Here is a 17,205-nt window from a genome sequence, read left to right as displayed (position 1 = left end):
CACGTTTGCCAACGAGAGCGGTGAATGACGATAATATCGCAAAGTCACGCGGACAAATTCTCGCACCCGGCGCTACTGCGTCCTCGTATCCATGATGTCCCCCGCGATGGCGATGCGCCACGGCTGCATGCGGAAGCGGCCCGGCGCACAGTTCGGGACGAACGGCTGCACCGCAAACAGCAACTGGCCGCATCGCTGCGCCTGCTGGCCCAGCATGGCGTCGAGCCTGGTCTTGCCGGACATTTGAGCGCCCGCGATCCTGAACATGTCGACCATTTCTGGGTCAATCCGGTCGGCGTCCCCTTTTCCCATATCCGGGTTTCGGACCTGCTGCGGATCGACAGCGACGGGCGGGTCGTCGAAGGTGACGGCCCGGTCAACATATCCGGCATCCCCTATCATCATGCCGTCCAGCGCGCCCGGCCGGATGTCGTCGGGATCGTCCATGCCCATAGTTTCCATGCCAAGACCTGGTCCGCCTTCCGGCAGCCGATCGAGCCGATCATCGCCGACCTCGCCGCCTTCCATGGGGATCAGGTAGTCTTCATGCCCGATCGCCTGTCAGATACCGTCGCTGGTCGTGACGCCGTCGCGCAGCAGTTCGTCCGGTCACTGGGTGACCGCAACATTCTCCTATGGGCCAATCATGGTCATTGGACCGTCGGCAACAGCGTCGAAAGCGCGGCCTGGCGCTTCATCGCCTATGAAAGCGCGGCCCGCGTGCAACTGGCGGCACGGGCCGCGGGAACCCCGATCATTGATCCCCCGTCGCAGCTTCCGTCTCCCGACCAACGGGAAGGATGGGCATGGCTCAGTTTTCTCCCTTATTGGGACGAGATCGTCCGCGCGCAGCCCGATCTGCTCGATTGATGCCTGCGCAGCTCTATTCCCGGCGGGCGCTGCTGGCCGGCGCCGGTGCCCTGACGCTGGCCGGATGCGGCGCGGCCACGGAACGGGCATTGTCCGACGTGACCCTGAGCGTCTGGCGCTACAAGACGACGGCCGGCAATTTCATGGCGGCGGCAGGACAGGCCGACACGCCCTACCAGGTCCGCTATGTCGACCTGCCCGGCGGCCCGCTGGTGCTCAACGCCTATGCCGCCGGTGCGCTCGACTATGCCTATATGAGCGAAATTCCACCGGCTTTCGCGCTGCAGTCAGGCACGCCGCTCAGGCTGATCGCGACCCACCAGGGCGACGTGAACAATAGCGGCGTGCTGGTGGTGAAGGGATCGAGCGCACGGCAATTTCCTGACCTGCGCGAACGCACGATCGCTTACACGCCCAACACCAACAATCATTATTATCTGCTCAAGCTGCTCGAAGCGCATGATCTGCGCCTGTCCGACGTGCAGGCCGTCGGTCTGCCCGCCAACGACGCCAATGCCGCCTTCACCCGTGGCCATGTCGAGGCGATCGTCACCGGCGGCATTTCCGCCCTGTTGACCGAAAGCCTGCTCGGCGGGCGCTGGATCATCCGATCGGTCGCTGGTCTCTATTCGGGCAATTTCTGCATCTCTGCCCATCCGGCCGCGCTGGCCGATCCGCTTAAGCGGGCGGCGATCCGCGACTATCTGCGCCGGGAACAGGCGACCTGGCAATGGATCGAGCGAAACCCGGAACGCTGGGCAGCACTGTCGGCAACGCTCAGCAGCCAGCCCGCCGCCCTGTTCCAGCGCCTGGCCCGCGAGGCAAGCCGACCCGCCCTGATCGTCCCGCCCGCCAAAACCGCCATCGCAAGCCTGCAACATGTCGCCGACGATCTCGCCCGCTTCGCACTGGTGCGGGATCGCTTCGATCTGTCGGCGCTGTGGGAACTTGGCCTGATCTGATCGGGCCGACCGTCACGAACATCTTAAAAAAGGGGGAATTTATGCGACATGATATCAGCCGGTCGACCTTTGGCGTCCTGCGCAAGCTATGGCTTTCCACCGCGACGCTAACCGCGCTCGGGATCGGTTCGGCGGCACTTGCGCAGGAACAACCTGTCCCGGCTGCAGCCCCGGCCCCGGCCGATGCCGAGGGAACGATCGTTGTCGTCGGCAATCGTAGCCGGGCTACCACCGCGCTGGAAAGCCCGGTGCCGATCGATGTGATCGACGAAAGCCAGTTGGCGACGTTGGGGGCCAACAGTTCGCTGCGCGACGCACTCGGCGTGCTCCTGCCCAGCTTCAACTCGCTGACCGTCAGTTCCTCGTCCTGGAACAGCGTAGCGCGTCCAGCCGGCCTGCGCGGCCTGGGCGGGTCGCACGTGCTGGTGCTGGTGAACGGCAAGCGGCGCCACAATAGCTCGCTGCTCAACCTGTCGACCGGTAGCGTTGACCAGGGCGCCAATTCGGTCGATATCGACCTGATCCCGGCGGCCGCCATCAAGCGGATTGAGGTGCTGCGCGATGGTGCCGCCGCCCAATATGGATCGGATGCGATCGCCGGCGTCATCAACATCGTGCTCAAGGATGACGACCATGGCGGCACGCTGACCGTGAACGGCGGCAAGCGCTACAGCTATCGCGGCAATTCCGATGGGCGCAATATCGAGGCAGGTGGCAATATCGGCTTCAAGCTGGGGCCGGACGGGTTCGTCAACATCGCCGCCAGCGCCAAGGACAATAATCATGCCCGCCGCGCCATTCCCGCGACCGGCGCCTTCTATTACCCGCTGGCCAACGGCCAGCCCGATCCACGCGAAAGCCGGGACAAGACGGTGTTCACCGGCGGCCTGCCCGACCTGCGCGCGCTGACGATCCTCTATAATGCGGAACTGCCGCTTTCGCCGGCCGCAACCCTCTATTCCTCCTCGACCTGGTCGACCCGCGAAGCGATCATCGGGCAGAATTTCCGCCGCCCCAATTCCACCAATGCGGTGCTGTCCATCTATCCCGATGGCTATGCGCCCAACTACACGCTGAACGAGAATGATTTCCAGATCCTCGCCGGCATCAAGGGCGAAGCGGGTGGCTGGAGCTGGGATCTGTCCAGCACCTATGGCGAGAACCGGTCGAAAAACGGCTCTACGGAGAGCCTCAACGCCTCCTTGGGCGATGCAAGTCCAACCGAATTCTGGACCTTCACCGCAAAATTCGCCCAGTGGACCAACAATCTCGATATTTCCAAGGGCGTGGATATCGGCCTTGCCGAACCGCTGAAAATCTCTTTCGGCGCCGAGCATCGCTATGAGCGCTTCCAGACCATCGCCGGCGACCCGGAAGCCTATGCCAACGGCCTCTATCAATATCCCGTCGGCACGCCGCTGGCCGGCCGCTATGCCACTATCGGCGCACAGGGGGCGATCGTGCTCACGCCCGAGGATGCCGCCAAGCTGACCCGCAACAGCTATGCCGCCTATGTCGACCTGGGCATCAATCCGGTGCCGCGCTGGTTCATTGGGCTGGCTGGTCGGGCCGAACATTATGACGACAGCGCCGGCGACACGCTGAATGGCAAGTTCACCACCCGCTACGACTTCACCGATCATTTCGCGATCCGCGGCACGATCAGCAACGGCTTCCGCGCACCCTCGCTGGCCCAGTCCGCCTTTGCGCAGACGTCGAACCAATATACCACCGTCAACGGCGTCCAGACCTTCATCACTGCCAAGTCGGTGCGGCCCGGCACGCCGATCGGCGACGCGCTCGGCGCCAAGCCGCTGACGCCGGAGAAATCCTTCAACCTGAGCGCCGGCTTCACCTACAGGCTGGGCACGCGCTTCAACCTGTCGGTCGACGCCTATCAGATCAAGCTGGACGATCGCATCGCCCAGACTGGTTATCTGACCGGCGCGGGCGTCAGCGCGATCCTGGTCGCGAACGGCTTCGACCCCAATTATTCGGTGCGCTATTTCGCCAATGCGATCGACACCCGGACCCGCGGTGTCGAAGCCGTGGCCAACTATCTCCAACCGCTGGGCGAGGACAAGTCGATCCGCTTCACGCTCGGCTATAATTATAACAAGACCAAGATCACGCATGTGGCCGACAACCCGCCGGAACTGGCGGCGCTCAACCTCACCTTGTTCGATCGCCAGGCGCAGGGCTATATCGCCGGCAACCTGCCCCGATCCAAACTGATCCTGGGACAGGATCTCAAGCTCGGCAATCTCCAGCTCAACCTGCGCGAGACCCGCTACGCCAAGGTCGCCTTCCTCGGCACGACGGCGGCGACCGACCAGTTCTACGGCGCCAAGTGGATCGCGGACATCGACCTGTCCTTCCAGGCGACCCGCAATATCAACGTCGCGATCGGCGCGAACAATTTCTTCGATACCTATCCCGACAAGAATACGCTGCCGGATACCAACGGCTTCCCGCCCTATCCGGCCCAGTCCCCGTTCGGCTTCTATGGCGGCTATTATTATGGCCGCCTGTCCTTCAGCTTCTGATGGAGACGCAGGCATGCCCCACCCCTCCGGCACGCTCAAGCTCGGCGCCTTCCTGTCGGGGCACGGCTCGCATAATGCGAGCTGGCGCCTGCCGGAGGCAGATGTCGATGCCTCGCGCAGCTTCGCCCCCTATGCCCGCGTCGCCCAGAAGCTGGAACAGGGACTGTTCGACGCGATCTTCCTCAACGACAGCGTCGCCATTCCCGATCTCGACACGGATTCGCTGGCGCGCTCGGCGCAGGGCATGCGCTGGGATCCATTGACGCTGCTACCCGCGCTCGCCGTGGTCACCAGCCGGATCGGCCTCATCAGCACGGCCAACACCACCTATAACGAACCTTATACGCTGGCACGCCGGCTCGCCTCGCTCGATCATCTGAGCGCGGGACGAGCCGGCTGGAACCTGGTCACATCGCTCGGCGGCGGCGAGAATTTCAACCGGGAGGATCATGTCCTGCATGCCCAGCGCTATCAGCGCGCGGAGGAGTTTTTCGACGTCATCACAGGGCTGTGGGATAGCTGGGAAGATGACGCCTTCATCCAGGACAAGCAGAGCGGCATCTGGGCCGACCCCGCCAAGCTCCACCGGCTGGATCACAAGGGCACGCATTTTTCGGTACAGGGGCCGCTCAATGCAGCCCGCCCGGTCCAGGGCTACCCCGTGATCGCCCAGGCCGGTTCATCCGATGACGGCCGCGAACTGGCAGCACGAACGGCGGAGATCATCTTCACCGCCGCCCAGACGATCGACGAGGCGCTGGCTTTCGGGGCGGACATCACTGCGCGCCTCGGCAGCTATGGCCGCAAGCGCAGTGACGTGCGCATCCTGCCCGGCATATCGGTCTATGTCGGCCAGGATGCCGAGGAAGCCCGTGCCCGCTACGAAGCGCTTCAGGATCTGCTCGATCCGGTTTCCGCGCTCAAGGGCATATCCCGCTTCGTCAATATCGGCATCGACCTTTGGACTCTGCCGCTGGACGAACCGGTCGTACTGCCCGCCGCGATCCCGGTCACCAACACGCACAAGAGCCGCCAGCAACTGGTGATCGACCTGATCCGCCGCGAACAGCCGACCGTGCGGCAATTGCTGCGCAAGATGGTCGCCGGCGGGCACCGCATCCTGTTTGGCAGCGCGCGCGACATTGCCGATGACTTTGAGCATTGGTTCCGCGCCGGCGCGGCCGACGGGTTCAACATCATGTTCCCCGACCTGCATGGATCGGTCGATCGTTTCGTTGAGGAGGTCGTCCCCGAACTGCAGCGGCGCGGCCTGTTCCGCACCGCCTATGAGGGCGCCACGCTGCGCGACAATCTGGGCCTCGACCGCCCGGACAACCGCTTCACCCGGCCCCCGCCAGTGGCGGCTGTCAGGAACTGAGCGGCGCTTCATTTCCAAAATCTTAGAACAAGGAACCGGACATGTCCCAGACCCATGACCCGATCGACCAGCATTGGGCCGATCTTCTCTCCCCCGGCCGCCGGCAATTGCTGCGCGCCGGCGGGCTTGCCGCTGCCGGTGGCCTGATCGGCGCACCGGCCTTTGCCGCTACCCCAGCGCCCTCTCCCGCCGCCATCGCCGCCCAAATAGGCAAGAGCCCCTGGGGCTATGCCACCGCCACGGAACCGACGCCCCGTCCCCTGGCGGTGCGCCCCGGCGAGGAGCATGGTCTGCCCGATCGGCCCCGCGCCTATACCGATATCAAAAGCTATCATGCCCATATCTATTTCGACGAGGATAGTTACGAGAAGGCGGTCCGCATCCGGCAATGGACGGCGGAACGCTTTGCGGTGGAACTGGGCAACTGGAATGCGGAGCCGCGCGGCCCGCATGTCACGCCATCCTTCTATTTCGGCTTCGGCACCGAACTGCAGCCGCTGATCCTGCCCTGGCTCCAGCTCAACAGCCTGGGCCTGACCATCCTCGTCCACCCCAATACCGACGATCCGCGCGCCGACCATCTCCATTATGCCTTGTGGGTGAACCGGTCGCAGCCGGTCAACGCCTATGGCATGAAGAAGCCGGACCTTGCGGCTGGCGAGCCGGCCGTGGAACAAATCTATCCCAATACCCGGCCGACGGTCGCAATCGAGCGTAGCTGATGGGCGCTGCGACGGAACAAGCGGGCCGGCATTATGCCATCGTCGGCGGCAGCAGCGGCATCGGCCTTGCCCTGGCGAAATTGCTGGTCGCGCGCGGCGACAGAGTGCTGATCGGCGGACGATCGCCCGACCGGCTGGCCAGCGCCATCGCGACATTGGGGGAGCAGGCCTCTGCCCGCTCCATCGACACTGGCGATCGCGCGTCGATCGCGGCCTTCTTCACCGATGTGCCGGCGCTCGACGGACTATTCACCCCGGCCGCCAGCTATCGCACCGGGGCCTTTCGTGACGGCGATGTTGATACAAGCCAGGCGCTGTTCGACGCCAAATTCTGGGGGCAATATTGGACCGTCCACGCCGCCTTGCCGGTGTTAAGGCAGACAGCATCGGTCGTGCTGATGTCGGGTGCGGCCTCGGTCAGGCCGATCGGCGCGCCGGCCTATGCCGCCTGCAATGCAGCGCTGGAGGGATTGGCGCGCGGCCTCGCGTTCGAATTGTCCCCGATCCGGGTCAATTGCCTGTCTCCCGGCACCACCGACAGCGACCTGTGGCGGCGTCGCCCCGCGCCGCAGCGTGAGACCGCCTACGCCCATTGGAACGGACTTTGCCTGACCGGACGCCCCGCCCAAGTCGAGGAACAGGCGCAGGCGGCCCTGTTCCTGCTCGACAATGGCAACATGACCGGCGCCACCCTGTTCTGCGATGGCGGCTATAGTTTCCGCTAGGCGATGTCCGTGTCCGCCCGTCGCGCGGCATAACGGCGGGCGGCAATCTCCGCCCCTTCGCGCAACAAGGGGCCGAGTTGCCAGAAGTCCTGCAGATGCGGCGCCTCGGGCGGTGCATCGCGATCCCAGCCATAATCATGGCATAGCCGCCCGACATGCCCCATGGCCAGCGCCTCAGCGGCGGACAGGCTTGGTGCGCCCTCCTGCTCGGGCGCGACATAGAGGGCATCGGCCGGGCAATAGAGTTCACACATGAAACAGGTCTGGCACTGGTCCAGCCGTGCGATCAGCGGCACCCCGTCAGTTCCGGCATCGAAGACATGGGTGGGACAGGCCGTCACGCAGTTCTGGCAACCGGTGCAGCGCTCCTCGAATATCTGCGCGATCATGCGGCGATCCCCTGCGCTGCGGGCCGTTCCGGACGGGTCCAGACGTGATCCAGCCCTGCGACCAGCAAGCGGCTCTGCTGCGCCGGATCGGTCCCCGGCCGATCGATGCGCATATGCATGCCGCGACTTTCGTCGCGCGCCAGCGCCGCCGCCAGGACCCAGCGCGCACACGCCGCCATCGCCGCATGTTCGCGCAAGGCCACCGCCCCCAGCCCCTCCGCACGGCCATGATCCGCGATCGTGCGCCAGACGGCCTCGACCGCGTCCCGGTGCCGCACAAGCTTGTCCGCGCAGCGCCAGAGCGCCGCATCATAGCCGATGGTGGCGGCCTGGATGATCGGCAGACCCTCACCGGCGTCGGGAAGCCGTGCGGTGGAAGCGGGCCGCAGGCCTGCCGTGCCGGCCGCCAGCACCGGCGTGTCGCCTCGTCGTCCGGTCCGACGTGCATGGGCCGCCGCAGCGGCGCCGGCGATCCGGCCGGAGGTGAGCGCCCAGGCGGCATTTTGCGCGCCGCCACCGCTGGTGGCGCCGGCAACCAGTTCGCGCGTGGCGCTGTCACCCGCCGCATAGAGATTGGCGACGCTGGTCTCGCAGCCGTCGCCGACGATCTGCAGCCCGCCGGTGCCGCGGACCGTGCCTTCGCCGAATAGTCGCACCGGGAAGCGATCGCGGAACAGATCGATCCCCTTGCGCTCGAACGGCGCGAGCGAGGCGGGCTGGATACGACGCAGGCCTTGTTTCAGAGCGTCCGGCGCGTCGGACAGGTCGGCCAGTACCGGTCCAGCCTCCAGCGCGCGGGCCAGGGCACGCAGATGCGCCGCCTCCCCGCTCATCGGTGGCGGCACATCCAGTTCGCGGCCTTCGGTATCGAAGAAGCGGGCTGCGAAATAGGGCAGCGTCCGGGTCGAATTCCAGGCCGGCGAGAGGGAATAGGATACGGAAAATTCCATGCCCGACAGCACCGCGCCGGCCTCCGCCGCCATCAGCAATCCGTCGCCGCTATTGCCATGGCTTCCGATCAGCCCGGATCGGAAGGCGCAGCCGCCGGTCGCGATCACGACCGCACCCGCCCGCACTGTCCAGGCCTGTTGCTTCAGCCGCGCATAGCCAGCCGCCCCCGCCACCGATCCATCGGCATGCAGCAGCAGTTCCAGCGCAGGATGATGATCCAATATGGTGACACCGGCATCCTGCGCAAAGCGGCGCAGGGCGCGCATATATTCCGGCCCGCGCACACCGGAGTAGAAAGTGCCGACCCGGCCGTCGCCGGCGAAGGGATAATAGCCCGCCAGTTGCGGCAGGGCACGCCAGGTTTCATCGATGATGCGCGCCATCCAGGCCCGTTCGGCCAGGCCAAAGCTGCGGCCGTAACGCTCCTCGATCGCGGCCTCGCGCCGGCCAGGCTCGGGCGCGACCCACCAATGATTGGGACCGCCGGTCGCCGTGACGCCGCTGGTCCCGACAAAACCCTTATCCACCAGCAGCACGTCGGCGCCCGCCTGTGCCGCCATGATAGCCGCCCAGCAGGCGGCCATGCCGCCGCCGATGATCAGGACATCGGCGCTGCGCGTGATCGGCGCGGCTTCGTTCATTCGGCAGCGACAGCAGCGGGCGAAGGCACAATCGCGCTGTAGCGGTTTTCCGGCACCGGCAGGCCAAGATGGCCGCGCAGCGTGTCATGCGCATATTCGGTGCGGAACAGACCCCGCGCTTGCAGGATCGGCACCACCTCTTCACGGAAGCGGCGGAACGGTTCGGGCCGGGTGACCTGTAGCAGGAAGCCGTCGACGGCCCCTTCCCTGAACCAGCGCTCGATCTCGTTCGCGACCGTTTCGGGCGAGCCGATGAACTGGGATCTCCAGTCGCCGAAGCGATAAGCCGCCTGGCGCAGCGTCAGGCCCTCGTCCCGCGCTGTCCGGATGATCCGCTCGGCCTGTCCCTTATAGCTGTTGAGCGTGACACCGCTCAGATCCGGGAATGGTTCGTCCAGACCATATTGAGCGAAGTCATGATAGTTGAACGCACGGCCGAGTTGCACCAGCAGCTTGCCAAGATCGAGCGCGCCGCGACCAGCGGCATCGATCGCCTGGGCCTCCTCATCACTGTCGGCAATGATCGGCGTCAGACCGGCGAGAATCTTGATATGGTCGGGATTGCGTCCGATCGCTGCGGCGCGCGCCTTGAGGTCCGCATAATAGGTGCGCGCGCTGTCGAAATCCGCGCCGATAGTGAAGATGCCCTCGGCGATCTGCGCGCCCAGCTTGCGGCCTTCATCGCTGTCACCGGCCTGGAAGATGACGGGCTGCCCCTGACGCGAACGGCTGAGCGCCAGCGGTCCTGCGACCGAGAAATGCGCGCCTTTGTGATCGAGCCGATGCTGCTTGGCCTTGTCGAGAAAGATGCCGCTTGCCCGATCGCGCGGGAAGGCATCATCCTCATAACTGTCCCACAGTCCCTGCACGACATCGACGAACTCGCGGGCACGCGCATAGCGCACGCCATGGTCGAAATGCTCTTCCCGGCCATAATTCCGAGCAGCCCCTTCAAGACCCGTGGTGACCACGTTCCAGCCGGCCCGGCCATGGCTGATATGATCGAGCGAGCCGAACTGGCGCGCGACATTATAGGGTTCCCAATAGGAGGTGGTGAGCGTGCCGACGAGGCCGATGCGCGACGTCGACGCGGCAACCGCCGACAGCAGGGTCAGTGGCTCCAGCCGGTTGAGAAAATGCGGCGCCGTATCGGGCGTGATATAGGGGGAATCGACGATGAAGACGAGGTCGAAGCCGGCCGCCTCGGCCAGTCGCGCCTGATCGATATACCAGCCGATATCGATGCTGGCGTCGCCCGGCAGATCAGGATCGAGCCAACTCGACTGGTTGGCGCCCACCCCCTCCAGGATCGCGCCCAGATGCAGTTGGCGGTGCGGTTGGTCGGCCATCATCGTCTCCCTTGAATGCGACGACCGTAACCGTGCCGGTCCCACCGGAATAACGAGAGCTTCTTATAGGCTGTTGGGAAAGATTGATCGACAGGTTATGATAGAGGGACGTAACGAAATGGCCAAGCTTATCACCCGCAAATCACCTCCAAATGATGCTGCTTGCATGTCAGCAACTTCGAGCGCCGCTTTGCGCCGATGGTGTGAGAAAGCAGCCGGTCCGGTTGAGGGAACCGAAAATCCGCGAACAAATGACTGATTTGGGTCGTCACCTTCGCTAGCCAAGCGCCCAGATCGAGATCTCGGCTACATTTGGATCAGACGGAAATTCCCCTAACTTCGGGCTAATAGCTCCAGTTCCGCCATCGCTGCCTGATCGAGCGTAAAGAACACGGCCGCCACATTTTCCTGCAAGCGCTTCCGGCTCCGCGTGCCGGGTATCTTCCGCTCCTGCGGGCGACATCGGCGACAGAGCGGTCGGAATGGTGCGATCCTGGACCGACCGCTGCGGTCGTTACTAAAGTGCTCCGCCAATCAGCCACATTGCCGCAAACCCATTATTCAGACGAACTCGCGGTCAACAAACCAGAATGCCGGACGCTTAGCTCGGGTCCACGCCGCCTAGGACGTGAACTGACAAAGTGATGCGCGGATGCGAAAGAGGCTTCAGCAGCCGTCGTGATAGAGACCTTCTGCCAATTCGACGACTGCGCTGATCTCGACATCATCCAACCCACATTCGGAAATAGCATGATCCGCCGTCCGACAAGATTAAATCCATGGATCAAATCGGGCGCGATTACGTTAAGGGCGCGAAATGAAAGGAAGCACACCCATCGTGCCCGATGACCGCATAGCCAAGTCGCCCTACCCCGATGCCACGGCTTCCATCTTTTCTCCAGCGCCTGCACCCGCGGAATCGCTCAGGACGACGCTGTCCTCCTTCCCCTGGGAGAACACGGCATTGGGCGCCAGGGCCAACTGGCCAATTGCGCTGCGCACCACGGTCGAACTCGCGCTCGCATCGGATTTTCCGATGTTCATTGCCTGGGGTGAAACACAGATCTTCCTTTACAATGATGCCTATGCGCCCTTCCTCGGAGCCCGTCATCCATCGGCGCTTGGCCAGCCGATGCGCGATGTCTGGCCCGAGATCTGGCATGAGCTTTCGCCCCTGATAGACCGGGCGCTTGGCGGCGAGACGGTCTCGGTCGAAGACATGCATCTCGTCATGACCCGCAATGGCTATGCCGAGGACACCTGGTGGACCTTTTGCTACAGCCCGCTGCGCAACGACGCGGGGGAGATTGCAGGGGTTCTCGACGTCGCGGTGGACGTCACGCAGAAATTTGCCGATGCCCGTAGGATCGCGGAAGAACAGTCCCGGCTGGAGAAAAGCGAGGCGCGCTTCAGCGCTCTGGTCGGCGCGACGTCCGACGCCATATACCAGATGAGCGCCGACTGGCAGGAAATGCGCCAGCTCGATGGCCGCGGTTTCCTGATCGATACGCAGGCGCCATCGGTTCGCTGGCTTGAGCTTTATATCCCGCCCGATGACCAGGCCATCGTGCAGGATGCGGTTGCAAGGGCCATCGAAACCAGAATGCCCTTCGTACTCGAACATCGGGTTCGCCAGGCCGATGGTACCATCGGCTGGACCGCGTCGCGCGCCGTGCCCATTCTTGACGATGACGGCAATATCCTTGAGTGGTTCGGTACGGCCACCGACGTGACCGCATCGCATCTTTCGAGCGAAGCCCTGGCCACAAGCCGGGAGAAGCTGGAACTCGCCACGCGCGCCGCCCGCCTTGGGCAGTTCGACTATTGGCCGCAGACCGGACAGCTTGAATGGGACGATCGCTGTCGCGCCCTCTTCGGCCTGCATCCCGGCGCACCCGTCAGCTATGAAACCGCCTTTCTGGCCGGCCTGCACCCCGATGATCGGGAAGGGGCCGATGCAGCGGTGCGCGCCGCGCTCGATCCGGCCGGCACCGGCATTTTCGACACCGAGTATCGCACGATCGGGATCGAGGATGGCGTCGAGCGGCACATCCATGCCCAGGGCCTGGCGATGTTCGAGGGCCAGGCCCCGATCCGCCTTATCGGTACCGTGCAGGACGTCACCGCCGACCGTCAGGCGCAGGCCAGTTTGCGGGAAGTGGAGGAGCGGCTGCGCCTCGCCGGTCGGGCCACCAATGATGCGGTGTGGGACTGGAATTTCCGTGACGATCATGTGACCTGGAACATCGCCCTTGAACATGCCTATGGCCACAGGCTCGAAAATGTCGAACCGACCGGCGAATGGTGGCTGGACCATATCCACCCGGATGACCGACAGCGGATCAACGACAGCATCCATGCGGTGATCGATGGCGAAGGCACCGACTGGACCGACGAATATCGCTTCGCCCGCGGCGACGGCGGCTATGCCGATGTCCTCGATCGCGGCTATGTCCTACGCGGTCCTGCCGGGGAACCGTTGCGCATGGTCGGCGCGATGCAGGACATGTCCGCCCGCAAGGCGATCGAGCGGCAGCTCGAGGAGGATCGCCACAGGCTTGCCGAGGAGGTCGAGACCAAGACGGCCGAGCGCGACAGGGCTGAAGAGGCCCTGCGCCAATCGCAGAAGATGGAAGCGGTCGGCCAGCTGACAGGTGGCCTTGCCCATGATTTCAACAATCTGCTGACGGGCATTTCCGGCGCCCTGGAAATGATGCAGATACGCATAGCGCAGGGCCGGGTCGGCGAGATCGACAAATATTCCGTCGCAGCCCAGGGCGCCGTCCGCCGCGCCGCGGCGCTCACCCACCGCCTGCTCGCCTTCTCCCGCCGGCAGACGCTTGATCCCAAACCGGTCAATTCCAACCGCCTGATCTTCGATCTGGAAGAGCTGATCCGGCGCACGGTGGGACCACAGATCGAGGTCGAGACTGTCGGCAAGGCCGGTATCTGGACGACCCTGGTCGATCCCAACCAGCTTGAAAATGCGCTGCTCAACCTCTGCATCAATGCGCGCGACGCGATGCCGGACGGGGGACGCATCACGATCGAGACTGCAAACAAGTGGCTGGACGACACGGCCGCGCGCGAGCGCGATCTGGAACCGGGCCAATATGTCTCGATCTGCGTGACCGACACCGGCACGGGCATGACGCCCGAGGTGATTTCCCGCGCCTTCGATCCCTTCTTCACGACCAAGCCCCTGGGCGAAGGCACCGGCCTTGGCCTGTCCATGATCTATGGTTTTGCCCGCCAGTCCGGCGGGCACGTCCGGATCTATAGCGAGATCGGCACGGGCACGACCATGTGCATCTATCTGCCCCGCCATTTCATGGAGGACGAAGGGATTGACGACGCATCCCCTCCCCCTCTCCTGCCCGCGATGGCCGCCGACAAGGCGACGAAACGGGGCAGTATCCTGGTGGTCGATGATGAACCCACGGTACGCCTCCTCGTCGTCGAGATTGCGCAGGAACTGGGCTATGATGTGCAGGAGGCAATGGATGGTCCAGGCGCCATGCGGCTGCTGCAAAATGGTGCGGCCTTCGATCTGCTTATCACGGATGTCGGGCTACCTGGTGGCATGAACGGTCGCCAGGTGGCCGATGCCGCGCTCAGCCTCCTGCCCGATCTCAAGATCCTGTTCATTACCGGCTATGCTGAAAATGCCGTCATCGGTAACGGACAATTGGCGCCGAACATGGCGCTGGTGACCAAACCCTTCGCAATGGACGCGCTGGCCAAGAGAATTGGCGACATGCTCCCCTGATCCTTCAGGCCACGACCAATCAGCCAACGCACCTGTCGATAGCATCACCAACAGCGCTAGCCGGCCTCCGGCTGGCGACTGCCATTTTGCGGCCAGCATCCAGCAACGACTTCCACAGACGACGGATCATGTGCGGGGTCTTCCGCGTTCATGGGGCAAGCAAAAAGGACAGAGATGATGCTTGCCAATGCCCGCCGTGAAATCCTGACCCGCCCGATCTTCTCCCTCGTCGAGGCAGCCTTGCCCGCCCTTTCCGCTACGGAGAGCGAAGCGATCGAGGCTGGCAACAGCTGGTGGGACGCCGCTCTTTTTACCGGTAATCCGGACTGGGATCAGCTCCTTGCCGTGCCGCCCGCCCGGCTAACCGATGCGGAGCAGGCATTCATGAATGGGCCGGTCGAACAGCTGTGCGGCATGATCGACGACTGGCGCATGACCTGGGAAACGCACGACCTGTCGCAGGAAGCATGGGACTATCTCAAGCAGGAAAAATTCTTCGGGATCATCATTCCCGAGGAACATGGCGGCCTTGGCTTTTCCAATTTCGCCCATAGCGAGATTGTCCGCAAGATCGCGACCCGATCCGTGTCCGCGGCCGTCACCGCCATGGTTCCCAACAGCCTGGGGCCGGGCGAACTCATCCTGCGCTTCGGGACAAAGGAGCAGCAGCGCTACTGGCTGCCGCGGCTGGCGGACGGACGTGAAATTCCCGCTTTCGGCCTGACCAGCCCGGAAGCCGGCTCCGATGCCGCCGCAATGGTCGACGAAGGCGTCATCTGCAAAGGCCAGTGGGATGGCGAGGAGGTGGTGGGCATGCGCCTCAACTGGCGCAAGCGCTATATCACCCTGGGTCCGGTTGCGACCTTGCTGGGCCTCGCCTTCAAGCTGCGCGATCCCGACCATCTGCTGGGCGGGCATGAAGAGATCGGGATCACGGTCGCGCTGGTCCCCACCGACCTGCCCGGCGTGTCGATCGGGCGCAGGCATATCCCCTCGATGCAGAGTTTCCAGAACGGCCCCAATGAGGGCCATGACGTGTTCATCCCGCTCGATAACATCATTGGCGGCCCCGATCGCGTCGGCCAGGGCTGGAAAATGCTGATGAGCGCGCTGGCGGCCGGCCGGGGCATTTCCCTGCCTTCCCTGTCTGCAGCAGCCGGCGCCTTTGCGGCCCATACGACCGGCGCCTATGCGCGGGTCCGCTCCCAGTTCAACCTGCCGATCGGCAAGTTCGAGGGGATACAGGAGCGTCTGGCGCGGATCGCGGCCAATGCCTATCTACTCGATGGCGCGCGCCGCCTCACCTGCGCTGGGCTCGATCAGGGGAACCACCCCGCCGTCATTTCCTCGATCCTCAAGCTGCATGCGACCGAGCGCATGCGGACCGTCATCAACGACGCGATGGATGTGCATGGCGGCAAGGGCGTGATCGACGGACCCAATAATTATCTCGGCAACCAGTATCGCGCGATCCCGGTCGGGATCACGGTCGAGGGCGCCAATATCCTCACCCGCAGCCTGATGGTGTTCGGCCAGGGCGCAATCCGCTCCCATCCCTATCTGCTCAAGGAGATCCGCGCGGTCGCAGATGCCAATCGCGGGCGGGCGCTGGCGCAGTTCGACGATGTGCTGTGGAAGCATGTCGGCCACGCGCTCAAGACCGCGATCCGCGCCTTCGCGCGCAACTGGACCGGCGGCCTGTTTGCACCGGTACCCAAGGCCGGGCGCGCGACCCGCTATTATCGCCAGATGAGCCGCTATGCCGCGGCCTTTGCGTTCATATCCGACATTGCCTTCCTGACCCTGGGCGGTGAGCTCAAGCGGCGCGAACTCCTGTCCGCCCGGCTGGGCGACATACTGTCGGAACTCTATCTTCTTTCAGGTGCGCTCAAACGCTGGGAGGATGAAGGGCGACAGGATGATGACCTTCCCCTGCTCGCCTGGTGCATGGACAGCGGCTTTGCCACGATCGAACAAAGATTCGTCGAGATCATCGAGAATTTTCCCGCGCGGCCCGTAGGCTGGATGCTGCGCCTGTTCATCCTGCCGTTCGGCCGCCGTCGTCATGGCCCGACGGACCGGACCATCCGCCAGTGCGCGCAGATCATCCTGGAACCCTGCCCAGCGCGCGAACGGCTGATCGACAATGTCTTCATCGGCGGCCCGGAAGAACCTGTCGGCCGCCTGACCGAAGCCTTCCGCCTGATGGTTGATACCCAGCCGATCCACGACCGGCTGCGCAAGGCACGGATCAAGGATTGGGCCAAGGCGCGCGAGCGCGGCCTGCTGTCGAGCGCAGAACTGGCGCAGCTTGAAGAAGCCGATCGCGCGGTCGCGGACGTCATCGCCGTGGATGATTTCGCGCCCGAGGATCTGCGGCGCAATCCCGCTGCATCGGATCTGGCGCAGGCCGCCGAATGAGCCGGGCGGTCGATATTGTCGATGGCACCCGCACGCCTTTTCCGAAAGCGCGCGGCGCTCCCTTCACGCCTGTCGATCTGAAGGCACGGTTCGGGGGCAAGATAGAGATCGACTGGGACATTCCCGAAGTGCACAGGGATAATCTGCCCGAGCGGATCGACGCGGTCCTGCCCACCGCGACATTTCCGCCCTTCCCGTTCGGCACGGACTTTACGCGGATCGAGCTGCAGTTGCTGCGGGTGATGCAATATCTGGCAGACCATGCGGCAAGGCCCGCCCAGCTGGCCGCTCTGGTTGCCCGCGGCCTGCGCGGTGGTCAGCCCGACGAAGCGGAATTCGCCGCGCTCGAGCGCATGGGGCTGGATGCGCCCCATGGCGTCAGGGAGCATAGCTACCGTGCGCTCATCCTGGGGGCCCTGCGCAGTGCCGGACAGTAAGGACAGGAAAGCGGCGACCAGGGCAGGCGTCATCTCGGCAGATAG

Annotated in this window: 12 protein-coding genes; 9 read left to right on the top strand and 3 right to left on the bottom strand. The window is 64.2% G+C overall.

Annotated features, from left to right (window positions below; genetic code table 11):
- Positions 1–24: 24 nt before the first annotated feature.
- The 6 genes from AC0KVN_RS06270 to AC0KVN_RS06245 are packed head-to-tail and all read left to right on the top strand — an operon-like array spanning position 25 to position 7,203.
- Positions 25–870: a class II aldolase/adducin family protein gene (locus AC0KVN_RS06270; RefSeq protein ID WP_483656022.1), complete on the top strand. Its 846-nt coding sequence runs from the start codon at positions 25–27 to the stop codon at positions 868–870.
- Positions 870–1,832: an ABC transporter substrate-binding protein gene (locus tag AC0KVN_RS06265; RefSeq protein ID WP_483656021.1), complete on the top strand. Its 963-nt coding sequence runs from the start codon at positions 870–872 to the stop codon at positions 1,830–1,832. The genes AC0KVN_RS06270 and AC0KVN_RS06265 overlap by 1 nt, the downstream gene beginning before the upstream one ends.
- Before the next feature lie 41 nt (positions 1,833–1,873).
- The gene (locus AC0KVN_RS06260; RefSeq protein ID WP_483656020.1) at positions 1,874–4,378 is read left to right on the top strand and encodes a TonB-dependent receptor plug domain-containing protein; all 2,505 of its coding nucleotides are present in this window, start codon (positions 1,874–1,876) and stop codon (positions 4,376–4,378) included.
- A gap of 13 nt (positions 4,379–4,391) precedes the next feature.
- Positions 4,392–5,756 carry an LLM class flavin-dependent oxidoreductase gene (locus tag AC0KVN_RS06255; protein WP_483656019.1) on the top strand — a complete coding sequence of 455 codons (1,365 nt, stop codon included), beginning with the start codon at positions 4,392–4,394 and terminating at the stop codon, positions 5,754–5,756.
- Positions 5,757–5,797: 41 nt separating this feature from the next.
- Positions 5,798–6,478 (top strand): DOPA 4,5-dioxygenase family protein, encoded by a 681-nt coding sequence (locus tag AC0KVN_RS06250; RefSeq protein WP_483656018.1) that lies wholly within the window; start codon positions 5,798–5,800, stop codon positions 6,476–6,478.
- On the top strand, positions 6,478–7,203 hold the full coding sequence (locus AC0KVN_RS06245; RefSeq protein WP_483656017.1) for an SDR family oxidoreductase: 726 nt from the start codon (positions 6,478–6,480) through the stop codon (positions 7,201–7,203). Before AC0KVN_RS06250 ends, AC0KVN_RS06245 begins: the two co-directional genes overlap by 1 nt.
- On the opposite strand, the gene AC0KVN_RS06240 is transcribed toward AC0KVN_RS06245, so the two are convergent.
- The 3 genes from AC0KVN_RS06240 to AC0KVN_RS06230 are packed head-to-tail and all read right to left on the bottom strand — an operon-like array spanning position 7,200 to position 10,533.
- Complete coding sequence (locus AC0KVN_RS06240) at positions 7,200–7,592, bottom strand: 4Fe-4S binding protein (protein WP_483656016.1); 393 nt, start codon at positions 7,590–7,592, stop codon at positions 7,200–7,202. The genes AC0KVN_RS06245 and AC0KVN_RS06240 overlap by 4 nt on opposite strands.
- The gene (locus tag AC0KVN_RS06235; protein WP_483656015.1) at positions 7,589–9,184 is read right to left on the bottom strand and encodes an FAD-binding protein; all 1,596 of its coding nucleotides are present in this window, start codon (positions 9,182–9,184) and stop codon (positions 7,589–7,591) included. Before AC0KVN_RS06235 ends, AC0KVN_RS06240 begins: the two co-directional genes overlap by 4 nt.
- The gene (locus AC0KVN_RS06230; protein WP_483656046.1) at positions 9,181–10,533 is read right to left on the bottom strand and encodes an LLM class flavin-dependent oxidoreductase; all 1,353 of its coding nucleotides are present in this window, start codon (positions 10,531–10,533) and stop codon (positions 9,181–9,183) included. The genes AC0KVN_RS06235 and AC0KVN_RS06230 overlap by 4 nt, the downstream gene beginning before the upstream one ends.
- A gap of 817 nt (positions 10,534–11,350) precedes the next feature.
- Here AC0KVN_RS06230 and AC0KVN_RS06225 point away from each other — a divergent pair.
- The 3 genes from AC0KVN_RS06225 (at position 11,351) to AC0KVN_RS06215 (ending at position 17,160) form a co-directional block, all read left to right on the top strand.
- Positions 11,351–14,302, top strand: coding sequence for a PAS domain-containing protein (locus AC0KVN_RS06225; RefSeq protein ID WP_483656014.1), 2,952 nt, complete (start codon positions 11,351–11,353; stop codon positions 14,300–14,302).
- Positions 14,303–14,476: 174 nt separating this feature from the next.
- On the top strand, positions 14,477–16,723 hold the full coding sequence (locus tag AC0KVN_RS06220) for an acyl-CoA dehydrogenase (protein ID WP_483656013.1): 2,247 nt from the start codon (positions 14,477–14,479) through the stop codon (positions 16,721–16,723).
- Positions 16,720–17,160: a hypothetical protein gene (locus AC0KVN_RS06215; protein ID WP_483656012.1), complete on the top strand. Its 441-nt coding sequence runs from the start codon at positions 16,720–16,722 to the stop codon at positions 17,158–17,160. Before AC0KVN_RS06220 ends, AC0KVN_RS06215 begins: the two co-directional genes overlap by 4 nt.
- Positions 17,161–17,205: the final 45 nt, after the last annotated feature.

It is taken from the genome of Sphingobium sp. SG1, from assembly GCF_057063145.1.
The sequence above is the reverse complement of the archived record's forward strand: the minus strand, read 5'-3'. Positions and strand labels throughout refer to the sequence as shown.